We start from the raw sequence: 20,977 nt of genomic DNA, 5'->3' as shown, positions 1-20,977 counted from the left end.
TTATGCAGGAAACTGTTTCATTAGATAAAATTTTTGTCAGCGACTTTTTGACAAATGAGAAAATCATTAATGCAGAAAGTCCTGAATTTTTACGTCAGAGCAGGAAACAAGCCATTGACTTTCTGAATCAGAATGGCTTACCTGACCTCAGGCAGGAGCTTTGGCGATTTACTGATATTCAAAAAGTTATGGCAGAAATCGGGAGGCTTGTTCATCCCTTTATCCCTCCTGAGGATGTCAATACACCTATTAAAGATATTTTCAGGTGCGACATCAACGAACTCGATACCTACGATTTTGCGACTATCAACGGCTGGTATCCTCACTCTTTGCCATTGATTCAGAAATTCGACCATCAGGGCATTGTCGGAAGCCTTGCTGCAGCTTTTCAGCTTTATCCTGATCTTGTTGCAGAATATTACGGAAAGCTTGCATTAAATGAGGAAGCATTTGTGGCGCTGAATACTGCTTTTTCAATGGATGGTATTTTTGCCTTTTTCCCGGATAATTCAAAGATACAAAAACCTCTTCAGTTTGTCAATCTTTTATCTCAAAAGGAAAATGCATTATTAAGACCCATCATTCAGCCGAGAAACCTGATAATAGTCGGCAAAAATTCTGACCTCAGCATTGTTTTATGCGACCATACATTAAGCGGACAGCCCTCCTTCACCAATTCTCTTACCGAAATTTATGTCGGTGAAAATGCTACCGTTAAGATACTGAGACTACAGAACCAGAGTAACAAAAGTGCCATGGTGTCTTCACTGTTTGTTCATCAGGAGGCCAATTCGATGGTGCAAACCAATACCATCACGCTCAACGGAGGTTTTACCCGTAATAATCAATCCATCAGCTTAGATGGCAGACATGCACGGGCAGAAGTTTATGGACTCTACCTGATGGATCGCCAGCAACACGTTGACAACAATACATTTATTGAACACAATATTGCCGAAACCTCAAGCTCCGAGCTGTTTAAAGGCATTCTCGATGGTAAGGCCAGTGGTGTTTTCCGGGGAAGAATACTGGTCAGAAAAGATGCACAAAAAATCGACTCTTACCAGAAAAACAATACATTATTGCTGACGGATGATGCGAGAATAAACACCATGCCTCAGCTTGAAATTTATGCAGACGATGTTAAATGCAGCCATGGAGCTACTGTTGGGTACCTTGGAAGCGATGAACTTTTCTATCTTCGTTCGAGAGGGATTTGTGAATACGAAGCACGTATCATGCTGATGAAATCATTTACCAGTGAAATCACTGATAAAATTGAAATTCCCGCCCTTCATGACCGTATTTCCATGCTTGTTTCAAAACGACTGAGAGGAGAACTTTCACACTGTGCAACCTGTGTGTTAAATTGTTATGATTGATCTTTTCCCCGGAACATTCGGACCGGATTAGTGATTTAAAACATTAATTTAATCAAATCCACCACAGAGAACACAGAGATTCACGGAGAAAAAAACTCTGTGCTCCTCCGTGACCTCGGTGGTTAAAATACATCTCACCACAGAGATATGCTGAGAAAAAAGGCAATTCTGAGAGAAATTGAGGGGTTCGTAATTAGCCTTAGAAAAACAAATAAAACAGGGAGTGATCTAGCCCCCTAAACATTAGGACTAAATTAGTGAATTAAAAACACTAATTTAATCATATCTCACCACAGAGAACACAGAGATTCACGGAGAAAAAAACGCTATGCTCCTCCATGACCTCTGTGGTTAAAAATACATCTCACCACGCAGAACACTGAGAAAAAGGCAATTCTGAGAGATATTGAGGGGTTCGTAATTAGCCTTGGCAAAGCAAATAAAACAGGGAGTGATCTAGCCCCCTAAACATTAGGACTAAATAAGTGATTTAAAAACACTAATTTAATCAAATCTCACCACAGAGAACACAGAGACTCACGGAGATAAACAAAAACTCTGTGCTCCTCCGTGACCTCTGTGGTTAAAATGATATAGCCCCCTAAACATTATGACTAAATAAGTGAATTTAAAACACTATTTTAATCATATCTCACCACAGAGAACACGGAGATTCACGGAGAAAAAAACGCTATGCTCCTCCGTGACCTCTGTGGTTAAAATACCTCTCACCACGCAGAACACTGAGAAAAAGGCAATTCTGAGAGATATTGAGGGGTTTATAATTAGCCTTGGCAGAGCAAATAAAACAGGGAGTAAATGGGTGAAATTGTCAGGAATAATATTGTGTAACAAAAGTCTAACATTGAAAGACGTTATTTTTTGATATTGCCTTATGTTTCAATTCCCCATTTTAATAGATTGCATTTTGCCATTTAATCCTTATATTTGATACCAACATTTAACCTTTCTGCGGATGAAAAATTATATTATTTCAGGGATTTTTATATTTATCCCTTTGCTGGTGTTTAACCAGGTTCCTCAGTGGAAGATTTATAATCCTTCAAATTCACAAATCCCATGGAACAAGATAAAATCCATGGATTTTGATAAAAACGGCCATTTGTGGGCAGGTTACGACAACAGCGGAAATGTCCCTCACTTAACTGAATTTGACGGTGATACTTTCAAAAACTATATTTATGATGCATGGGTCAATGCCGTTGCAGCTGACAATGACGGTGATATCTGGTTCACGACCAGCAACATGGAATTATACAAATACAACGGGAATTTTCAGATTTATACCAATGCCCTGATCAGCTCTCCGTGGATGGAACCTTTGTTTGTTGACAAGACCAAGAATGTCTGGATTGCCGACAAAACCAACTATTTCATTCTGAAATTCAATGGCTCGGCATGGTCAAAATATGATTATACCAATTCAGTTGTAAAAAATACTATTTTTCTTTGTTTGTCCGGGTTCAGATATGACTTAATGATCGGTACAAAAGACAGCGGAATGATTCAGTTGTCGGCCAATCAAAGCAAGGTTTATGACAAAAGCAATTCTCCGCTACCTTCCAATTCCGTTTATGCCATGAAAGAGGGGAATGGCGACACCCTCTGGTTTGTTTGTCCCGGCAATCTGGGTTATTTTACTGGTACAAACTGGAATTTTTATCCAAAATCCAACCTGGCAAGTGCCAATTCCATTCAATTGGATTCAAAGGGAAATATCTGGATCAGCAATCCCGATTTTACCAATGGCGGTGTTTTTATGTTTGACCGTAAAAACTGGACGGTTTACAATAAATCGAATTCTCCTTTGCCTACCAATCAGCTTCTTGACCTCAAAATAGACAAAAACGACAATATCTGGGTTGCTACCTGGGGAAGCGGTCTGGCTAAGCTCAGTCCCTATACAAGCTCTGTTTCTGAGGTTAAACCCCTTACCCTTAAATGTACAACCACTGAAAAGAATCTGAACCTGTTTCTGCCTGAAATAGATGTTTATCATATTGAAATCATCAGTGTTTCAGGAAAAACTCTTTATCTGAATCCGGAAGCTTTTGGCGATTATATCAGTATTGACATTTCCGGATTTCCCTCAGGTGTTTACATCGTCAGGGTAGCGAATGACCAGTCAGCAGCATATTCTAAGATTTTAAAACCCTGAATATCAGATAATAAATAATCTACTGAGAAAATTATTTAATGGGAAAGACCACCTGTGTCTGCCAGTGAGCCGTATCTTTATCCACATTCGGATCGGTGAGGTAAACTTCAAAGGGAGCTCCGTTAACTTCAAGGTTTTTATCCTTAATGTATTTTTCAAGAGCATTCCATGCAGATGCGAGACCTTCATAGGCACCGATATGAATAACCATTACTGAGTTTCCGGGAGCTATATCATGATATTGCATACCATCAGGCAATCTGACATTGGTTTCGAGAGGCACGGGAACTGCAGGCATGGCTTCCATCGTTTTCATGTTTTCATCATAACTGAAATAGAAACTTGCCAAAGGCCCCGTACACTGAATATTATTCTTTTGAATAAACGTCATGATAGCCTGATAGGATTCGGCCATAAATGCATGTATTTCAGAAGGATTAAAGCCAATCGTTTTCTTGATCCCAATGTATTTCTGAGGCATGAGTGGTTGTTCAATAACACTGACCTCAGGCGTTTCAGGTAACGATTCTGCGAGGGTTTTCAGGTTGTCAAGACCATCTTTAAAGACCTTGTTCATTTTTCCTTTGGTAAAGGCAAACATATATTTAACGATGGGATTGAATCCGGTTTCCACTTCTATTTTCCAGGTAACTTTAGTCCCTTCAGGCGTTTCATCAAACTGCCAGTTGTCCCATGCGGGTTTCCCCGAATCCTGAAACATTAGTTTAGCTTTTATCCTTTTGTTTGTTTCAGCTTCCACAATTTCCATTGAGCCATTTCCCTGTTTTTTGCTTTCCCATGTTCTTTTATGGCCGATTCCCGGAACACCTGTATAAGTATTTTTCATATCCTTATCGGCTTTAACCCAGGGATCCCATTTCTCCCAGTTTTGATAATTCAGCACTAAAGGATAAACAGTTGAGTTTTTCGCAGAAATGTTGACTGAATTTTCAAAAACCAACTTAGAAGGTAAAAACAAAGAAATGATAAAAAGCAATAAAATGATTGCTACGATTACATAAAGTACTGTTTTAAGAATTCTCATAGTTTTTCAGTTTTACTGGTTAAAAAAATTATAATATTAAAGCAATAAAGCCTTTTAAAGTAACAACCTGTCCGTCAAACAATCTCACTGATACAATATATTGATAGGTATCGATGTTTTGCAGTTTTCCCTTGTAATAGCCATCCCATCCGTCCTGAGGATTAGTAGTATGGAAAACTCTTTCGCCATATCTGTTGTAAATGCTGAAGTCAAGCAGTGTTTCATAACGTATGCCGGCTCCCATCACATAAACCTTGTCGTTCTGTCCATCTCCGTTTGGTGTAAAGGCTTTCGGCATATCGACAATGGGTGGCAGGGGCTCCACAATGATCATTTTTGTAAAGGTATCTTTACAGCCAAGTGTATTGGTAACAACCAGTTTTACAAAGAATGTATCGGGACGTTTGAAGGTATGTTCCGGATTTTTCAAAACGGAAGTAATACTATCGGCAAAATCATACCACCACGAGATAATTCCTGGATCACCGTATCCGGTAAACTGAACAGTCAGAGGAATGATACCCACCGAATCACTTACCGTAAAATAGCCGTTTACTGACGAAACAAACAAAGTGTCTTCCGCATATTTTACACAGGTTTTGGAAGAATCCATATACAGGAGTTTCGGGAAAAACATTCCTGCATGTTTATACTGATGCCTGATCGAGTCGGGGGCATTTTTTGCAATGACACCATCGCCAAAATCCCACTCGAACTGATAAACATCTTTTTTTGAAGTAATAAACAGACTGGTAAACTGGTTTTTGCAGATAGTATCAGGGGAAATGCCAATATCGGCTACAGGCCCTTTGATGACGATATATTGTTTTTTTATCATGGTATCTGTGCAGCCAAAATTGGTTACCATGAAAAGCGAAACATCATATTTACCGGGTTTTGTATAGCTGTGTGCAGGAGATTTCAGGTACGATTTAGGTGTTTTGTCGCCAAAATCCCATTCATACAGCAGGATGTCCTGAATGTTTGAACTGTCATAGAATTTGACCAGAAGCGGATAACAATTGGCATAAATGGTATCAGCATAAAAATTAGTTTTCAGCTTTTCCTGAACTTCGATGTAGTTGACAGCCGTAAGGGTATCTTTACAGCCGTTCTGATCGGTAACCATCAGAGTAATTGTAAATTTTCCTGAAGTAGAATAATGGTGGACCGGTTCACGTATTGAAGAAGTATTGCCATCCCCGAAATTCCATAAAAATTTTAATCCTGTTCCAAGAGAAGTGTTGGAAAATTTTACGGAATCCTGCCAGCAAAGCTGTTTGTCATAAGCATAAAAGCCTGCTGCAGGCCTTTCAATGATGACTTTGTCGGTCAGGGTAAGGGTATCATTGCAGTTGGCAAGATTTTCAACAATCAGGGTTGGTGAATAAAATTTTTTGTTTTTATAGGTATGCACAGGATTGGGCAATGAGGAAGTCTGCCCGTCATCAAATAAATACCGCCAGAGATAAATGGCTGTATCCGACACTGATTTGTCGAAAAAGCGAATGGCTGACGGAGCACATCCAAAAGTATCACAGCTGAAATCGGAGGTAATCCCGTAAACCCTGACTGTTTTTTCAATACTGTCTGCACATCCGCCAAATTCTTTTGAAAGGAGTTTAACCTTGTAATAGCCGGGTTTTCGGTAAGCGTGTTTGGGGGAAGATTCATACGAAACCGTTCCGTCTCCGAAATGCCAGGTATGAATACTTCCGCCTGTTCCGGTATAAAGAAACATAAAAGAATCTTCAGCACAAATGTGTTTAACAGATGGCTTGAAATCGGCAAGCACTTCCTGAACACTGACATAAACGGTGTTCGGCCATTTACATCCGGTTGAGTCGTTATAGGCAACAGTATTGACAGTATACATGCCTTTTCCGGTATATTTGTGATAGACACTGTCCACGGTCAGGTGCGTAAGTTTCTGGCCGTCTCCGAAATCAATTTCCCAGTGATGCATGCCTTTGTGATGATTGACGAAGGTTACATCATACGGCTTTTTACAATCCTGCTGGAAGGAAATAACCGAAATAGGACCGTTGATATAGGTAACACTATCTTTTTTGATGGTATCGTAACAGCCGAGATAGCCCACCACCAGTTGAGTACTCATAAATCCGGTATCTACATGCTGATGTCCGCAACTGTCTCCAGAGCCACTGCCCCCGTCTCCAAAAGTCCATTGCCAGAAATCAATCGGCTTTCCTGAAGGCGTATAAGACGTACTGTAAAACCAGACGGAATCGACAGCACAGGAGGTGTCGGGCTTGACATAAAATCCTGCTATGGGTTTGATTCCTACAGTGATATGAAGTTTGCTGATGCCAACACATCCCGCTGAATTTGTAATTTTAAGCGTTACTTCATAAGTAGTATCTTTAACGAAAACATGAGCCGGGTTTTGCAGGTCAGAGGTATCACCATCATCAAAATCCCAGTGCCATGAAGTTATAGGCTCTTTTGAATTCGAACGGTCAGTAAAGGTAACATGCAGAGGGGCACATCCCGACATGGAATCGGCCATAAAAGCTGCCTGTGGCGGGATAATTTCAACATTTTTATCAGAAATAACCGTTTTAACGCAACCTCCCGCGCCTATCACGGTCAGGCTGGGGGTAAAAACCCCGGGCGTGGTATAAACATGCACAGGATTTTTATCTGTCGAGCTGTCGCCATCTCCGAAATCCCAGATATATTTTACCGCATTGACGGACTGATTTACAAAACTTACGGTTAACGGAGGTTTACAACTGTATAAGGGCAGCGAGGTCAGAAAGCCTGCTGTAAGCTGTTCGACAGTAATATACCTTGCCATACTGTCAACACAGGAGGATCCATTGGTAACCTTCAGAGACACCAGGTATTTCCCGGGATTGAGGTATAAATAACTCGGATTGGGGACATTGGTCGTGTTTCCATCTCCAAAATTCCAGAAATAGTTTTTTGCACCCTGCGACTGATTGTTCAACCTGAAAAAAGTAGCAGTACAGACGGTATCCTTATCGGGCTGGAAATATGCCTTCACATTATCAATTTCTATCTGATTGTTTTTTATAATTGAATCTTTACACCCGTTTCCATCGGTAACAACCAGTTTAACGGAAAATGTTCCCGGATACAGGTAACTATGGACGGGATCTTTCACGGTGGAGGTGGTAGTATCTCCAAAATCCCATAAATAGCTTAATGTGGGATTGCCTGTTGAGGAATTTGTAAAACTGACCAGAGCAGGTGTCTTGCAATATTTCTGCTGACTGTTTGAAAATATCGCTTTCGGAGTACTATTGACCTTTATATAATTTGTAATAAATCTTGTATCCGAACATCCGTAGATGTCAATCACATGAAGGGATACAGAATAGCTGCCGGGAGAAGAATAAGTATGTGTCGGATTTTTCTGAGTACCGATATTTCCATCTCCGAAATCCCATATCCATTGCGAGATGATGGCATCTCCCTGATTCGACTGGTCGATAAAACTGACGGTAAAGGGTGCACAACCTACCGTGGCAGCGGAAACTGAAAATCCGGCTGTCGGATTTTTTAAAACTACGATATAATCTGTTTTGGTTACCGTATGATTGTTTGTCCCGTCTGAAACCGTAAGTTTTACCGTATATTTTCCGGGAGAGGTGTATGTGGTTTGCGGATTTTGGAGGGTGGAAGTGTTGCTGTTTCCGAAATCCCAATACCATGATTTGACATTGCCGGTGGACTTATCGGTAAAAGATACTACCAGCGGACTGCACCCGATAGTAATATTGGCTGTAAAATCCGCAACAGGTTGAGCTTTTGTCAGATAAGGGAGAATAAAGATAAATAAGACATGCAGAACACTTTTACCTGAAAATGTTAATATAATATTTGATTTCCTAAGCAAGTATCTGTTTATCTTTGCATACAAAGATAATACGATTTTGAGCATTGATACAAAAACGTTTCACACATTTTTCATCATTATAGTATTTACCAGATTGAATGTTTTTGCTCAGGACATTCATTTTTCCCAATTTTTTTTGTCTCCTGTTTCCCTTAACCCTGCTCTTTCGGGGAATCATTCCGGGGAATGGAGACTGGCAGATGTCTATCGAAATCAATGGTTTACGTTGAAATACCCCTTTAAAAGCCATTATTTTTCATTTGATAAACAATTGTTCCTCAGAAAAAATAAGTTAAGCTATGGCTTGAGTCTGGTTGATGACAACAGTGGTGATGATGTTTATCACCTGTCAAAGTATTTTCTCAACCTCTCATGGCATCCTGATCTGGGGAAAAACCATTTTCATCTGGGCGTTCAGACAGGATATGTCATAAGAAAGTATGATTTAACCAAACTGACTTTTCCTGACCAGTATGATAAAATTTCAGGTTATTATGACCCGACTTTCCCGACAGCTGATGCGGGTTTAAGCCAAAAGATTGATTATTATGATCTTAATGCTGGTATTTCCTGGAATAAGTCGTTCCACAATATCAGGCCTGAAGCAGGAATTGCCTTTTTCCATATCAACAGGCCTGAGGAATCATTTAATAACAGGCAGAATTTTTTACCTCTCAGAAAAACAGCTTTCTTCAGACTTTCTTTCCCTTTATCAGAAAAATGGATTGTAACTCCTTCGTGGATGTTTTCTGAAATGAATAAAGCTTCTGAGATGCTTTCGGGATTTTATTTTAATTTCAAAACCAATCAATTGAAAAACAGTTTAAAATCCATCAATACCGGGGTATTTCTCAGAAATGGCTTTGACAGAAATGTAGATGCCCTGATATTTATGACCGGATTGAGTTACAGGAAATTTGACCTTGGACTTGGCTATGACATCAATATCTCAGGTCTTGGAAAATATACTACTTATCAGGGAGCTGTTGAGATTACGCTGATTTACACGGCAATTAATAAGGTTTTTGATCAATACAAAATTCCTTGTGAAAGATTCTGAATGAAAATTTATATTTCATATAGTTTTTCCGTTCTGTTTGTCTTTTTTCTGATATTTTCAGCATTCAGCCAGACAGCAGATGAACTTTCTGCTGCCAGAAATAAAAAACTGGGATTACGATATGAAATGATGGGTGATAAATATTCAGCTATTGAACAATATTCAGCATTTCTTAAAAAGAAGCCTGAAAACAGGTATTATCTCAACAAAGTAGCTCATCTTTACCTTGAAACCAGAAATTACTTGCTGGCTGAGATTTATTTCGAAAAAGCCCTGAAACTTTCTCCCCATCCTAAGCCTGAACTGATGTTCTCCTATGCCAGAGTATTGAAGATGAACGGAAAATATGAGGAAGCAAGGAAGGTTTTTACTTCCTACAGGAAAAAGGTCAGGCCGGGTGGCAGAAATGAAGTTTTCAGAAAACAGGCTAAAATAGAAATTGAAGGTTGTGATTTGATTTTGAATAACTTATTGAACGATACAACCCGTCTCACAGAAATCAGAATCCTTGATACAACAGTCAATAAATTACATACTGATTTTGCTCCCTTCCCGATTGATGAAAAAAGTTTTATTTACTCTTCTGTCAGAACCGACCGTGCGGTTTATTTCAGCTCAGTCAGCGAAAGTTTTTCTGAATACAGCAGCTTTTACAAGGCAATTGCAGAAAACGGAAACTGGAAAGGTGGAATGAAGCTCAGTGATTCTTTTAATCTGATGAAGAAGAATGTGGGTAACCCCTATATCTGCCCGCATGGGAACCGTATTTATTTTACTGTTTGCGAAAGTGATGAAAATCATCAGATAATATGTTCCATCTGGTATTCTGAGAAAAACGGAAATAATTGGACAGCTCCGGTAAAGCTCCCGAAAACGATTAATAAGCCCGGGACAACTAATACACAGCCGGCAGCAGGTTTTGAACCCAGGCAGAACAGAGAAGTACTTTACTTTGTCAGCAACAGAAAAGGCGGAAAAGGTGGCCTCGATATCTGGTACAGTATTCTTGATCCCAAAACCAATGAATATACTGAGCCAAAAAACTGCGGGAGTAAAATCAACACGCCCATGAACGAGGCTACTCCCTTTATCGATCTGAATACCAATAAGTTTTATTTCAGTTCCGATGGCCTTGCCGGAATTGGAGGCTATGATGTTTTTAGTACAGTGGGTGCCCTGCGGAAATGGGAAGAGCCTAAAAATGCTGGTATTCCCATCAACAGCAGCGCTGATGACCTCTGGTACAGAACTTTTCCACATAACCCCGATAAAGGCTTTATCGTTTCAAACAGAGGAGGGGGAACTTCCATGGCAGGTATTACCTGCTGTGATGATATCTATGAATTTACAGTAAAACAATCAATATTTCTCAAAATATCGGGAAGGGTGATTTCTTTTGAAAACCTGAACAAAGAACTGTACATTGAAGAATTTATTGATAAACCTTTTAAAAAACTTCCCTCCGAAGGGAAACTGCTCGATAGTGCCACAGTATCATTGTTTGTCGTTTCAGGAAATGAGGAAATTCTGGTTAAACCATTCATCACCAATGCAGAAGGGATGTATCTGTTCAGGCTCGAACCCGGCTATTCCTACAAAATGACTGCCTCCAAAAATGGGTACTTTTCGTCAAATTATTCATTATCAACAAAGAACATTAACCATTCTGATTCATTTTTCCATGATTTCGTTCTGAGAAAAATACCGGTTAAACCATTGATTGTCAAAAACATTTATTATCTTTTCGACAAATATACGTTGACAGATTCTGCAAAAGCTGTCATTGATTCCACTATTTATCAGTTAATGATTGAGAATCCTGAAATTACTGTTGAAATTAGCTCTCACACCGACAGTAAGGGAAGTGACAGCTACAACATGACGCTTTCTCAAAAAAGAGCCCAAAGTGTGGTTAATTACCTGATTAAGAAAGGGATAAGTCCGGATAGGCTGATTGCCAGAGGATATGGGGAAAGTCAGCCGGTTGCTCCGAATGAATTTGAAGATGGTAGCGATAATCCCGAAGGCAGGGCAAAAAACAGAAGAACTGAATTCAAAGTAACGGGAATCAAACAGGATTATCAGTCGTTCATGTATGAAGATTAACCTGACTGTTAATGTTCATTTTTTTTGAAAATGATGTAACATTTTTCATTTTCAGATACTAATGAATAATTTTCACTGAATCGACAAATACATGCCTCTCATTAAAGCAAAAAAGGTATTTATTTCAATTCTGTTGCTGACAGGGGCTTTGTTCATTGCAAATGCATCTTCTATTCCGGAGGAAAAAATACATCCTGAAAATTATAGTCGGCAAACTTTTTCTGAGTCTCAGTCCCCTCCTCCTTGCGAAGCGGTTTTTGACAGTATTTTTGCCAGTTCGTGCGGAAATTATATTTTTAATAACTCAACATACTCTTTATCAGGAATTTATTACGATACACTTCAGAAGTATGACGGCTGTGATAGTATTATTGTATTAATTGTGAGCATTTTTCCCATGCCTGTGGCAGATTTCAGCATCAATCAATATTCTCAATGCTATGATGAACAGAATTTTGTATTCACTGATAATTCTTCACTTTCGGGTGATGTTTTCCTGAATAAGTACTGGGTATTTAATAATGACACCTTCTTTAACAAGAAAACATATTCACCGAAATTACCTGAACCTGGCATTTATGAAATTGATTTATATGTCATCACATCACATCATTGCCGCGACAGCATTAAAAAATATTTTTCGGTAAGGCCTTCGCCTGATGCTTATTTTACTGTTAACGATACCATTCAATGCGAAAATGACAATCTTTTCATTTTTAAAGTCAGGCAGAAAAATCTGCAGTATTACTGGCATTTCGGGGATGATAAGGTCTGCTATACCAAAGACAGTGTCGTAATGCATCATTATGATAATGATGGAGTTAAGGTTGTCATGTTGATAGCGGTGAATGATTCCGGATGTACTAACATTGTATCCCGGACGATAAAAATTCATCCCGCTCCCAGAGCAAAATTCAAAATAACAAGTGATACTGCCCAATGCCTGAGCGGTAATTATTTTTCATTTTCCAACGAAACAACCATTTCGGATGGGATCATTTATTACAACTGGAATTGGGGCGACTATACCACCTGCCCCGATCCCCTGCCGACACACACTTATTATTTCGATTCAGTATTTACCATAAGGCTTATTGCTATTTCAGATAAAAAATGCAGTGATTCAACGGAGAAAAAAGTAATAGTTTATCCTGACCCTGTTATGGATTTCACCTACTCTACGCTATGCCCCGAAAAAGAAATACGTTTTTACTCAAAATGCACCATAAAGCCGGGCTATCAGATTGTTTCCTGGTTTTGGGATTTCGGTTACGGTAATGTTACTTCTCAGAACAAGGACCCTAATTTCCTGTATCTGAGTCCGGGAGAATATCCTGTCATTCATCAGGCAACCTCTGACAAGGGTTGTACAGCAGAAATCATTAAAACTCTGAAAATTCCGGGCAAAACTCATCAGAATGAAATTGTCAGGGCTACCATCATCGATCAGAAACCGCTTATTGAGTGGCTACCTCCGGATAGCGGATTGGTAAAATCATTTACACTTGAGAAATCAGTAAACGGAAACGATTTTAAACCTTTTAAAATTCTGAATGCCAATGTATTTTCTGCTTATGACGATTCATGCGATGTAAATAAAACAAGCTATTACTACAGAATCAGTTTAACTGACAGTTGTAATAATATCGTTTTGTCAAAAAATGTCGGGAAACCTGTTTTATTGCAGCCAGATACAAATGAAGCACTAAACTTATTAAAATGGACAGCTTATCAGAGCTGGCCATGGGGAGTTTCATCCTATCAGGTTGAAGCAGCACCATGCTTAAGTCCTGCTTGTGTTTCCTACATCAGTGAGAATGAGTTCATTCCCATCGGCTTTGTCAGTCCTGCTGCCAATCCCGGCATCGACTATAGTTTCAGAGATAATCATTCACAATTCGATGCTGACTATTATTGTTACCGTATCATTGCAATGAGAAATCCTGATCAGCTTGAATCGGCTTCTAATATTGTCTGTACACCTACATCATTCCGTTTATTCATTCCCAATTCATTTACCCCAAACGGAGATAATCTGAATGAGGTCTTTTTGTCTGTTGGTGCATTTATTACTGAATTTCAATTGATTATCTTTAACTCATGGGGAGAAAAAGTATTTGAAAGCAATAGGTTAAATGAAGGATGGGATGGTACCCTGAGTGGAAATCCTTGTCAGGATGGAATCTATTATTATCATTTAACAGCAAAAGGTACCAATGGAATAGCCAAATATTATTACGGTACCATTTCACTTCTGAGGTAAAAAAAAAAGGCTGCCTCATCAAAGAAACAGCCTTTTTAAGTTGTTATGGATTTATTATTTGATTACCTTAAATTTAAAGGTAGTATTGCCATTGTTATTAACTACGATAGCAGTTACAATGATAATTCCCTGGGTGCCTGAATCAGTAATATATCCAAGTTTATCCCCAACAACGAGATTTCTGACTGAAGTTCCGGTAACACCACTGACTGCGGATAAAGATTCTTCTGAAATACGGGCAATTTTGGTGGTATGTTTGGTGGTCCAGTTAGCCAGGACAAATGCATTGTCGGCAGGGGCACCGATAATGGCTCCTTCTGTATCACTCCAGGTATAAACGAGGTCAACCTGATCCTGATTGGCAAATGCCTGAGTAGCAGTATAGGTTTGAAGGGTAGTTCCATTTATGAAACTTGGCAGCGGACTTGCGGAAGCACCAAGTGTAACTTCAATAGCGGAAACTACTTTCACTTTCAATGTTTTCACAACGGGAGTGGCATTTTCCTGACTCGAAACTGTAACAGTAAATTCCAGATCACCATCTGCATCATTTACAATGTATTCTGCAACACCGGTGTAGTTTTTATTGTCAGTGATGGCAGGTACATTCAATGCAGTTCCACCGGTTTTAACGGCTGTAATGTTGGTAATCTTATCATTGGTCGTTACTGCCTCAATAGTGATTTTTAAAGTGTCACCATTCATCAGAATTGTTTTATTAGCTGTAACGGTTACATCAAGGTCTGAAACAACAGGTTCATCAACACAGCTGCTGATAACAAAGGTCAGACCGGCTAATAATGACAAAAAGAATAATAAATTTTTAACTTTTTTCATAGTGAAAATTTTTAAGGGTTAAATTTTGATTCGCTTTAATGCGATTTTCATGCCAGTTAAAGTTTTTTCAAACAATTAAAAAATTCATATAAAACAAAAAAACAATCAGCTTTTTGAATTGGCAGCCACAAACAGAGCGGCTCCAATAAAAGCACCATAATTAACAATTGCCATTTTTGACGACATCATGTCGGGCAGATAGAGAATGACAATAAAAAGGAAAATCATAGCTGCAAGGGCAATGGCTGCAATTTTTGACTTATAATGAATGGCAATGCTGATTCCGGCAAGAATAAATGCAATACCTGTAAAATATACCCAGAACGTATGCCAGGGAATGTAATCGGGAATATATCCTGCAATTTTTTCTGTTTTCCTGAAATGATTAATTCCGAACCCCATAAATGCCAGTCCAAAAATAATTCTTCCAATCCAGCCTAAAATTTTCATAATCTTGTAATTTTGCTTATTACTGTATAGAAATTGACATATTATTGGGTTGCTAAAATACAGCTTTTTTAAATTATACAAAATTTTTTCTCTGTGGAAAACAGGGGATTTAAAACGCAGTCATACTTATGACTTGTTGATAAATTCTGAATATTTGTATTAAATTACCATAGATATTTGTCAGTCGGTTTAAGATGAAAAAGAATCTGACTTTAATTGAATCAGCCCGTCAGCTGGGGGTTTCTTCAGCAACGATTTTAAACTGGGAAAAACAAGGTTATTTGAATGGCATCCGTGCCGATAAAGGAGTTTTCTTCAGTTTTTCTGAAATAGTAAACCTTCAGAAAAAAATTGAAAGCGGACTGATCGGGCGTCTTAATTCCAGAGCCAATAAAAAAAATTCGAACAAAACTTTTATTCCTGATGAACATTTCGACCATCCTGAAGATACGCATAAAATAAAACTTATTTACGAATACATCATTGAAAATCAGTTAAATATCAATGAAAGCATTTTCTGTCTTTGTTTAAATCACCTTATTTCATCCGGTTTATTACTGAAGCTTCCTTTCAGGGAATTGCTTAAACTATACAACAAGAAAAGTAATAATATCAACGTCATTCAGGAGCTTAATCTCTGGCAGACACACCTTGATTTTGAGAAAAAGACTGACCTGTATCAACAATTGCTTGATTTTCAGCTCCCAGAGATAAGCGATCCCATCGGTGTTATTTATCAGTCGCTGACATCTTCGGGTGAAAAGTCAAAAAACGGGTCATTTTATACGCCAAAACAAATATGCGATGAAATGGCTGGAGAATACCTCAACAAAATCAAGGGTAATGCTAAAATACTGGATTTGTGCTGCGGAAGCGGTCAGTTTTTACTGGCTGCTGGCGAAAGAATTAAAAAACTGGGACGCCTGCTGAAGCCAACCTGCCTTTGGGGTTATGATATTGATCCGGTTGCTGTTCAGATAGCACGCATTAATCTGATGATACTTTTCAGCGATTTTGACTTTAATCCGAATATTTATCAAAGAAATTTCATTTACAATTATTCGCTTGACGATCATAGCAGAAAATACAGAAAATTTGACCTGATTTTGGGCAATCCGCCATGGGGGGCTGAATTCCGCCACGAACAGCTGACTTTTCTGAAAGAATATTACCCGGAAATACTCAGCATGGAATCATATTCCTATTTTATCTTTATCGGACTTAACCTTCTTCAGGAAGGAGGTTATCTTTCCTATTTGCTTCCTGAATCCATTCTGAATATCAAAACCCATAAAGACATCAGGGCATTTATCTTAAAAAATGCAGAAATCAGGAAAATTAAAAATTATAACCGCGTATTTTCAGGTGTTTTCAGTCCGGTTGTCAGGATTGATCTGGAGAAAAAAAATCCGGAGAAAGCCTATCTTGCTTCTGTCGAAAACGGGAGACAGTACTTTATTTCCCCTATTCGCTTTTTACGGAACGACCAGTTTATCTTTGATATTCATAACACAGAGGAAGATGTCAGATTACTGGAAAAAATCTGGGCTTTTCCCCATATTACCCTAACAGGAAATGCTGACTGGGTATTGGGAATTGTAACAGGAGACAACTCGAAGTTTTTAGCTAAAATCAAAAAGAAAGGCTATCAGAAAATTCTTAAAGGTGTTGATATTCAGCCCTTCAGAATAAAAACTGCTTCAAATTTCATCTTTTACGACCCGAGTCAACTGCAACAGGCTTCTCCTTTATATAAATTCAAGGCAAAAGAAAAACTCATTTACCGTTTTATTTCTAACAGGCTTGTGTTTGCCTATGATACGGGAAAACACCTGACGCTTAACAGTGCCAATGCTGTGATCCCCAAACTAAAAGATTATCCGATGAAAGTCATTGCCTGTTTATTTAATTCCGAGCTCTATCAGTTTATTTTCAGACAAAAATATTTTACCCATAAAGTGTTGCGGAGCCACCTTGAAAGCCTGCCACTGCCCGTTTTACCTCAGGAAACCTTGAAGCAAATAGAAAAGCTGCATGACAGAATCGTACTTTCAACGATGGATGAAAAATTGTTTGAAATCAGATATAATGAACTCAACCAACTGGTTTACAATATTTTTCAGCTAAATGAAAATGAGATTCAGCTTGTCAGAAAGCGGCTGAAGTAATTTCTCTTGAGCCAACTATAACAATCCCGTATTTTTGCACTCCTTTTGATAATTGTATTCAAATTTTTATTTGGCGTGATTCATACTCTTTATCCATACTGGCTAATTATTTTTTGCATTATCCTTGGTGTTACTCTTACCTGGCTGATGTACGGGAAAAAAAGTTTTTTCAGGAATGAAAAACTTCTCTCTTTCCCTAAAAGCCTTCTGATTCTCCTAAGGTTTTTAACCATCACCCTGATTAGCTTTTTCCTTTTATCTCCCTTTATCAAAAAATTTTACAAAAAGATAGAAAAGCCATTTATCGTAATGGCGTTTGACAATTCAGAATCCATAGTTTTAAACGAAGACAGCCAGTATTACAGAAAAGATTTCTTTAATGAATATACTGATCTGAAAGAAAAACTGTCAGAAAAATACGAAGTCATCAGCTACAGCTTTGGGAGCGAGGTTAAAAAGAATGCTAAGGCCGACTTCAAAGAAAAACGGACGGATATTTCTGCGATGATTAATTCCTTATATGAGCAGACCTATAACCGGAATGCAGGAGCTATCATTATCATGTCTGATGGCATTTACAATCAGGGGAGCGATCCTTTACTGGCTTCACCTGTTTTTTCCTGTCCGGTCTATACCGTTGCACTTGGAGACACATCTCCACGCAGAGATCTGAAAATTAAAAATGTGGTTTTTAATGATATTTCCTTTAAAGGGAATCAGTTTCCTGTCAAGATGTTCATTGAAGCCCGGAAATGCAGAGGGGAAAGTGCAGTTTTAAAAATAATCCATAACGGTAAAACGGTTTTTAATACAACTATTCCAATAAAAGACAATATTTTTTTCTATGAAACAGATGCTTTGATAGATGCAGAAGAATCAGGTATTCAAAAATATACGGTAACCCTCAACTTTCTGAAAAATGAAATTACATGGAAAAATAATATCAGGGATTTCTATGTTGAAGTCCTTGAAAACAAAAATAAGATTTTACTGATTGGCAACAGCCCGCACCCCGATATTTCAGCCATAAAATCAGCCTTCAGGGAATCCAATAATTTTGAAGTAGAGGATTATCTGGCTGCTGAAATTGAAGCAAATCCGGCATTATTAGACAAAAATATTTCAAACCGGACAGTTGTCATTCTTCATCAATTGCCTTCTGAAAATCAACCTGCCGTAAAAATATTGGATTATCTGAACAAACAAAAAATACCGGTACTTTATATCCTCGGAAGTCAAAGTTCAGCCGGAAATTTCAACAGATTGAATACAGGCCTGCAGATATTGCAAAACAAGCGATCATTCGAAAATGCACAACCTGTTTTATCCGAACATTTCAGCTATTTTGAACTCGAAAATTCTCCTTCCGGAATGATAAATGAATTACCTCCCCTGACTACTTTTTATGGCAATTATAAAATCTCCGGTGAAAATCAGACATTGTTTTATCAGAAAATCGGAAATGTCAAATCTGAAAGACCATTGATTGTTTTTTTCCGAAACGAAGAAAAAAGGGCTGCAGTGATTTGTGGTGAAGGAATCTGGCGATGGAAAATGACCGAGTTTAAGCTTTCAGGAAAAACGGAGTTTTTTAATGAATTTTTATCCAAAACCATCCGCTTTTTATCCCTGAAGGAAGACAGAAGGCTGTTCCGGTTTAGCCAGCCAACGTATGTTTTCGATGAAGATGAACAGATTGAAATTTTTGTTGAATTGCTTAATAAAAGTTATGAAAAGCAGAAGAATGCACAAATCATGCTTTCTGTCATTAATTCTGAAAACAAATCGACAAACTTTCAGTTTCAGGAAATCAGTGAAGGTTATCGGGTGAATGCCGGTTATTTTCCCGAGGGGCAATATTTATTAGTCGCTGAAACAATTATTGACGGGAAAAAAACGCAGATCAAAGCAATTTTGATCGTTAAAAAAACAGAGCTGGAACATTTGGAATTAACGGCCGATCATCATCTGATGTACCAATTGGCCATCAACAATAACGGAAAAATGTTTTATCCTGAAACGATGAATCAGTTAACAAAAGAGATTTTCAACAGCAAAGAAATTAAACCCGTTACTTTTTTCAGCTATGAGACAAGGGATTTGATTGACAATAAAGTTATATTCTTTCTTATTGTTTTCCTGCTTGCCGCAGAATGGTTTTTAAGAAAATATTTTGGGAGTTATTAAAAAAATCGCCCCATTACAATAATATTTCAGAAAGTACGTTTCTAAGTTAAAATCATCAAAATGAAATGCCTATGCAACATAGTGACACATGGAAAGATCTTGCAATATTGTCATTTTACAACGAACTTGATAAGGAAAGCGAGTTAACAATCAATCAGCTGAAAGAAACCCGCCAGGATTTTGAGGCTGAATATGCAGAAACAACACGTTTGCTGAAGTTGCTTGATATAGGATACATCAGACCTTCAGCGAAATGTTTGAAAAAGATCGAAAACTATTCGCATCTGCTTGAAGATTAAGTCTTCTCGTTACCTTTGCATGAAAATTAATTTGGTATTTCATGCGAAAAATTACCGTAGGTATCATCGGAGATGCCGGAATTGACAGAGATTCATCCATTTATAAATTATCGGAACAATTAGGAAAAGCCCTGATTGACAATGGTTTCAGAATAGTTTCAGGTGGAATGACCGGCATCATGGAAGCAGTTGCAAAAGGGGCAAAGCAATCGGAAAAATATTATGATGGTCTTTGTATTGGTATTTTGCCAACCTTTGATCCCGAAATTTCAAATAAATATCTTGATGTGGTAATTGCAACAGGATTAGATACTTATCGCAATGCAATCGTTGCAAATTCTGATGTGGTGGTGGCTATCGGTGGCAGAGCAGGAACACTTTCAGAAATGGCATTTGCATGGACTTTCAAACGTATGCTTATTGCTTACAATGTTGAAGGATGGAGCGGAAAACTGGCAGGTACACGCCTTGACGACAGAAAAAGAGTCGAATGGGAGGGCGATATCATTTTCAAAGTGAATAATGAAGAAGAGGTTATCTCAATCATTAATGCCCATTATCATCATTATCAAAACAGATACAAGGGGTTATATTCTGCCATGCTCGAAAACAAATATTCCCTGTAATGAAAAACCCACCGGAATTAATAATTTATACAGATGGTTCGGCTCTCGGAAATCCGGGGCCAGGTGGATGTGCCGCTGTACTGAAATATGGTTCAAACAGGAAAGAAATCTCAAAAGGTTTTAGAAAAACTACCAATAACCGGATGGAACTGATGGGGGTTATTTTAGCACTGGAAGCACTGAACAAAGAAGGACTGAATTTTACTGTTTATTCAGACTCAAGATATGTGGTCGATGCCATAGAAAAAAAATGGGTTTATTCATGGCACAGCAAAGGATTTAAAGGGAAAAAAAATCCTGATTTATGGCTGAAAATTTTAAAACTGATTAAAAAGCAAAATGTTAAATTCAAATGGGTTGAATCGCATGTAGGTATTCCCGAAAATGAGAGATGTGATTATCTGGCAAAAAAAGCTGCCGAGATGCCTTCTGAAATTGATGAATGGTATGAAAATAACATGGATAAGCAGGATTTGTTTGATTAATACT

The 20,977-nt window shown here is 38.2% G+C and carries 14 protein-coding genes; 10 read left to right on the top strand and 4 right to left on the bottom strand.

The genetic code is table 11. From position 1 onward, the window contains the following. Window positions 1–2 precede the first annotated feature (2 nt). Complete coding sequence (gene sufD / locus GX437_09450) at window positions 3–1,382, top strand: Fe-S cluster assembly protein SufD (protein NLJ07881.1); 1,380 nt, start codon at window positions 3–5, stop codon at window positions 1,380–1,382. Window positions 1,383–2,358: 976 nt separating this feature from the next. Continuing rightward, the gene (locus GX437_09445) at window positions 2,359–3,561 is read left to right on the top strand and encodes a T9SS type A sorting domain-containing protein (GenBank protein ID NLJ07880.1); all 1,203 of its coding nucleotides are present in this window, start codon (window positions 2,359–2,361) and stop codon (window positions 3,559–3,561) included. A 31-nt stretch (window positions 3,562–3,592) separates the two neighbouring features. Here the strand turns inward: GX437_09445 and GX437_09440 are convergent, their stop codons facing one another. Together GX437_09440 and GX437_09435 are read right to left on the bottom strand one after the other, a co-directional pair. Next, window positions 3,593–4,606 (bottom strand): hypothetical protein, encoded by a 1,014-nt coding sequence (locus tag GX437_09440; GenBank protein NLJ07879.1) that lies wholly within the window; start codon window positions 4,604–4,606, stop codon window positions 3,593–3,595. A gap of 28 nt (window positions 4,607–4,634) precedes the next feature. Next, window positions 4,635–8,516, bottom strand: a complete 3,882-nt coding sequence (locus tag GX437_09435; protein NLJ07878.1) for a PKD domain-containing protein — start codon at window positions 8,514–8,516, stop codon at window positions 4,635–4,637. Window positions 8,517–8,529: 13 nt separating this feature from the next. Here GX437_09435 and GX437_09430 point away from each other — a divergent pair, with 13 nt between their 5' ends. The 3 genes from GX437_09430 to GX437_09420 all read left to right on the top strand — a co-directional run bounded on the left by GX437_09430 (window position 8,530) and on the right by GX437_09420 (window position 13,921). Continuing rightward, window positions 8,530–9,552: a PorP/SprF family type IX secretion system membrane protein gene (locus GX437_09430; protein NLJ07877.1), complete on the top strand. Its 1,023-nt coding sequence runs from the start codon at window positions 8,530–8,532 to the stop codon at window positions 9,550–9,552. Next, window positions 9,553–11,658, top strand: a complete 2,106-nt coding sequence (locus GX437_09425; GenBank protein ID NLJ07876.1) for an OmpA family protein — start codon at window positions 9,553–9,555, stop codon at window positions 11,656–11,658. A 91-nt stretch (window positions 11,659–11,749) separates the two neighbouring features. After that, entirely contained in the window at window positions 11,750–13,921 is a 2,172-nt protein-coding gene (locus GX437_09420) for a T9SS type B sorting domain-containing protein (protein NLJ07875.1), read from the top strand. A gap of 54 nt (window positions 13,922–13,975) precedes the next feature. On the opposite strand, the gene GX437_09415 is transcribed toward GX437_09420, so the two are convergent. Together GX437_09415 and GX437_09410 are read right to left on the bottom strand one after the other, a co-directional pair. Further along, window positions 13,976–14,758, bottom strand: a complete 783-nt coding sequence (locus GX437_09415) for a hypothetical protein (protein NLJ07874.1) — start codon at window positions 14,756–14,758, stop codon at window positions 13,976–13,978. Between the two features lie 105 nt (window positions 14,759–14,863). Beyond that, window positions 14,864–15,208, bottom strand: coding sequence for a DoxX family membrane protein (locus GX437_09410; protein NLJ07873.1), 345 nt, complete (start codon window positions 15,206–15,208; stop codon window positions 14,864–14,866). 194 nt (window positions 15,209–15,402) lie between these two features. Here GX437_09410 and GX437_09405 point away from each other — a divergent pair, with 194 nt between their 5' ends. The 5 genes from GX437_09405 (at window position 15,403) to GX437_09385 (ending at window position 20,973) form a co-directional block, all read left to right on the top strand. Next, on the top strand, window positions 15,403–17,376 hold the full coding sequence (locus GX437_09405) for an N-6 DNA methylase (protein NLJ07872.1): 1,974 nt from the start codon (window positions 15,403–15,405) through the stop codon (window positions 17,374–17,376). 75 nt (window positions 17,377–17,451) lie between these two features. After that, window positions 17,452–19,563 carry a hypothetical protein gene (locus GX437_09400; GenBank protein ID NLJ07871.1) on the top strand — a complete coding sequence of 704 codons (2,112 nt, stop codon included), beginning with the start codon at window positions 17,452–17,454 and terminating at the stop codon, window positions 19,561–19,563. Between the two features lie 71 nt (window positions 19,564–19,634). Continuing rightward, window positions 19,635–19,862 carry a hypothetical protein gene (locus GX437_09395; protein ID NLJ07870.1) on the top strand — a complete coding sequence of 76 codons (228 nt, stop codon included), beginning with the start codon at window positions 19,635–19,637 and terminating at the stop codon, window positions 19,860–19,862. A gap of 41 nt (window positions 19,863–19,903) precedes the next feature. Further along, window positions 19,904–20,488, top strand: coding sequence for a TIGR00725 family protein (locus GX437_09390; protein ID NLJ07869.1), 585 nt, complete (start codon window positions 19,904–19,906; stop codon window positions 20,486–20,488). Continuing rightward, window positions 20,488–20,973 (top strand): ribonuclease HI, encoded by a 486-nt coding sequence (locus tag GX437_09385; protein NLJ07868.1) that lies wholly within the window; start codon window positions 20,488–20,490, stop codon window positions 20,971–20,973. Before GX437_09390 ends, GX437_09385 begins: the two co-directional genes overlap by 1 nt. Window positions 20,974–20,977 lie beyond the last annotated feature (4 nt).

The sequence above is a fragment of the Sphingobacteriales bacterium genome (assembly GCA_012517435.1).
Classification (GTDB): Bacteria; Bacteroidota; Bacteroidia; order CAILMK01; family JAAYUY01; genus JAAYUY01.
Note: the sequence above shows the minus strand (reverse complement) of the source record. Positions and strands in the feature narration are given on the sequence as shown.

Bases quoted from the DNA above. Each gene is read 5' to 3' on its own strand.
- sufD (NLJ07881.1), top strand. From the start codon at position 3: ATGCAGGAAACTGTTTCATTAGATAAAATTTTTGTCAGCGACTTTTTG.
- GX437_09445 (NLJ07880.1), top strand. From the start codon at position 2,359: ATGAAAAATTATATTATTTCAGGGATTTTTATATTTATCCCTTTGCTG.
- GX437_09440 (NLJ07879.1), bottom strand. From the start codon at position 4,606: ATGAGAATTCTTAAAACAGTACTTTATGTAATCGTAGCAATCATTTTA.
- GX437_09425 (NLJ07876.1), top strand. From the start codon at position 9,553: ATGAAAATTTATATTTCATATAGTTTTTCCGTTCTGTTTGTCTTTTTT.
- GX437_09420 (NLJ07875.1), top strand. From the start codon at position 11,750: ATGCCTCTCATTAAAGCAAAAAAGGTATTTATTTCAATTCTGTTGCTG.
- GX437_09415 (NLJ07874.1), bottom strand. From the start codon at position 14,758: ATGAAAAAAGTTAAAAATTTATTATTCTTTTTGTCATTATTAGCCGGT.
- GX437_09410 (NLJ07873.1), bottom strand. From the start codon at position 15,208: ATGAAAATTTTAGGCTGGATTGGAAGAATTATTTTTGGACTGGCATTT.
- GX437_09405 (NLJ07872.1), top strand. From the start codon at position 15,403: ATGAAAAAGAATCTGACTTTAATTGAATCAGCCCGTCAGCTGGGGGTT.
- GX437_09395 (NLJ07870.1), top strand. From the start codon at position 19,635: ATGCAACATAGTGACACATGGAAAGATCTTGCAATATTGTCATTTTAC.
- GX437_09390 (NLJ07869.1), top strand. From the start codon at position 19,904: ATGCGAAAAATTACCGTAGGTATCATCGGAGATGCCGGAATTGACAGA.
- GX437_09385 (NLJ07868.1), top strand. From the start codon at position 20,488: ATGAAAAACCCACCGGAATTAATAATTTATACAGATGGTTCGGCTCTC.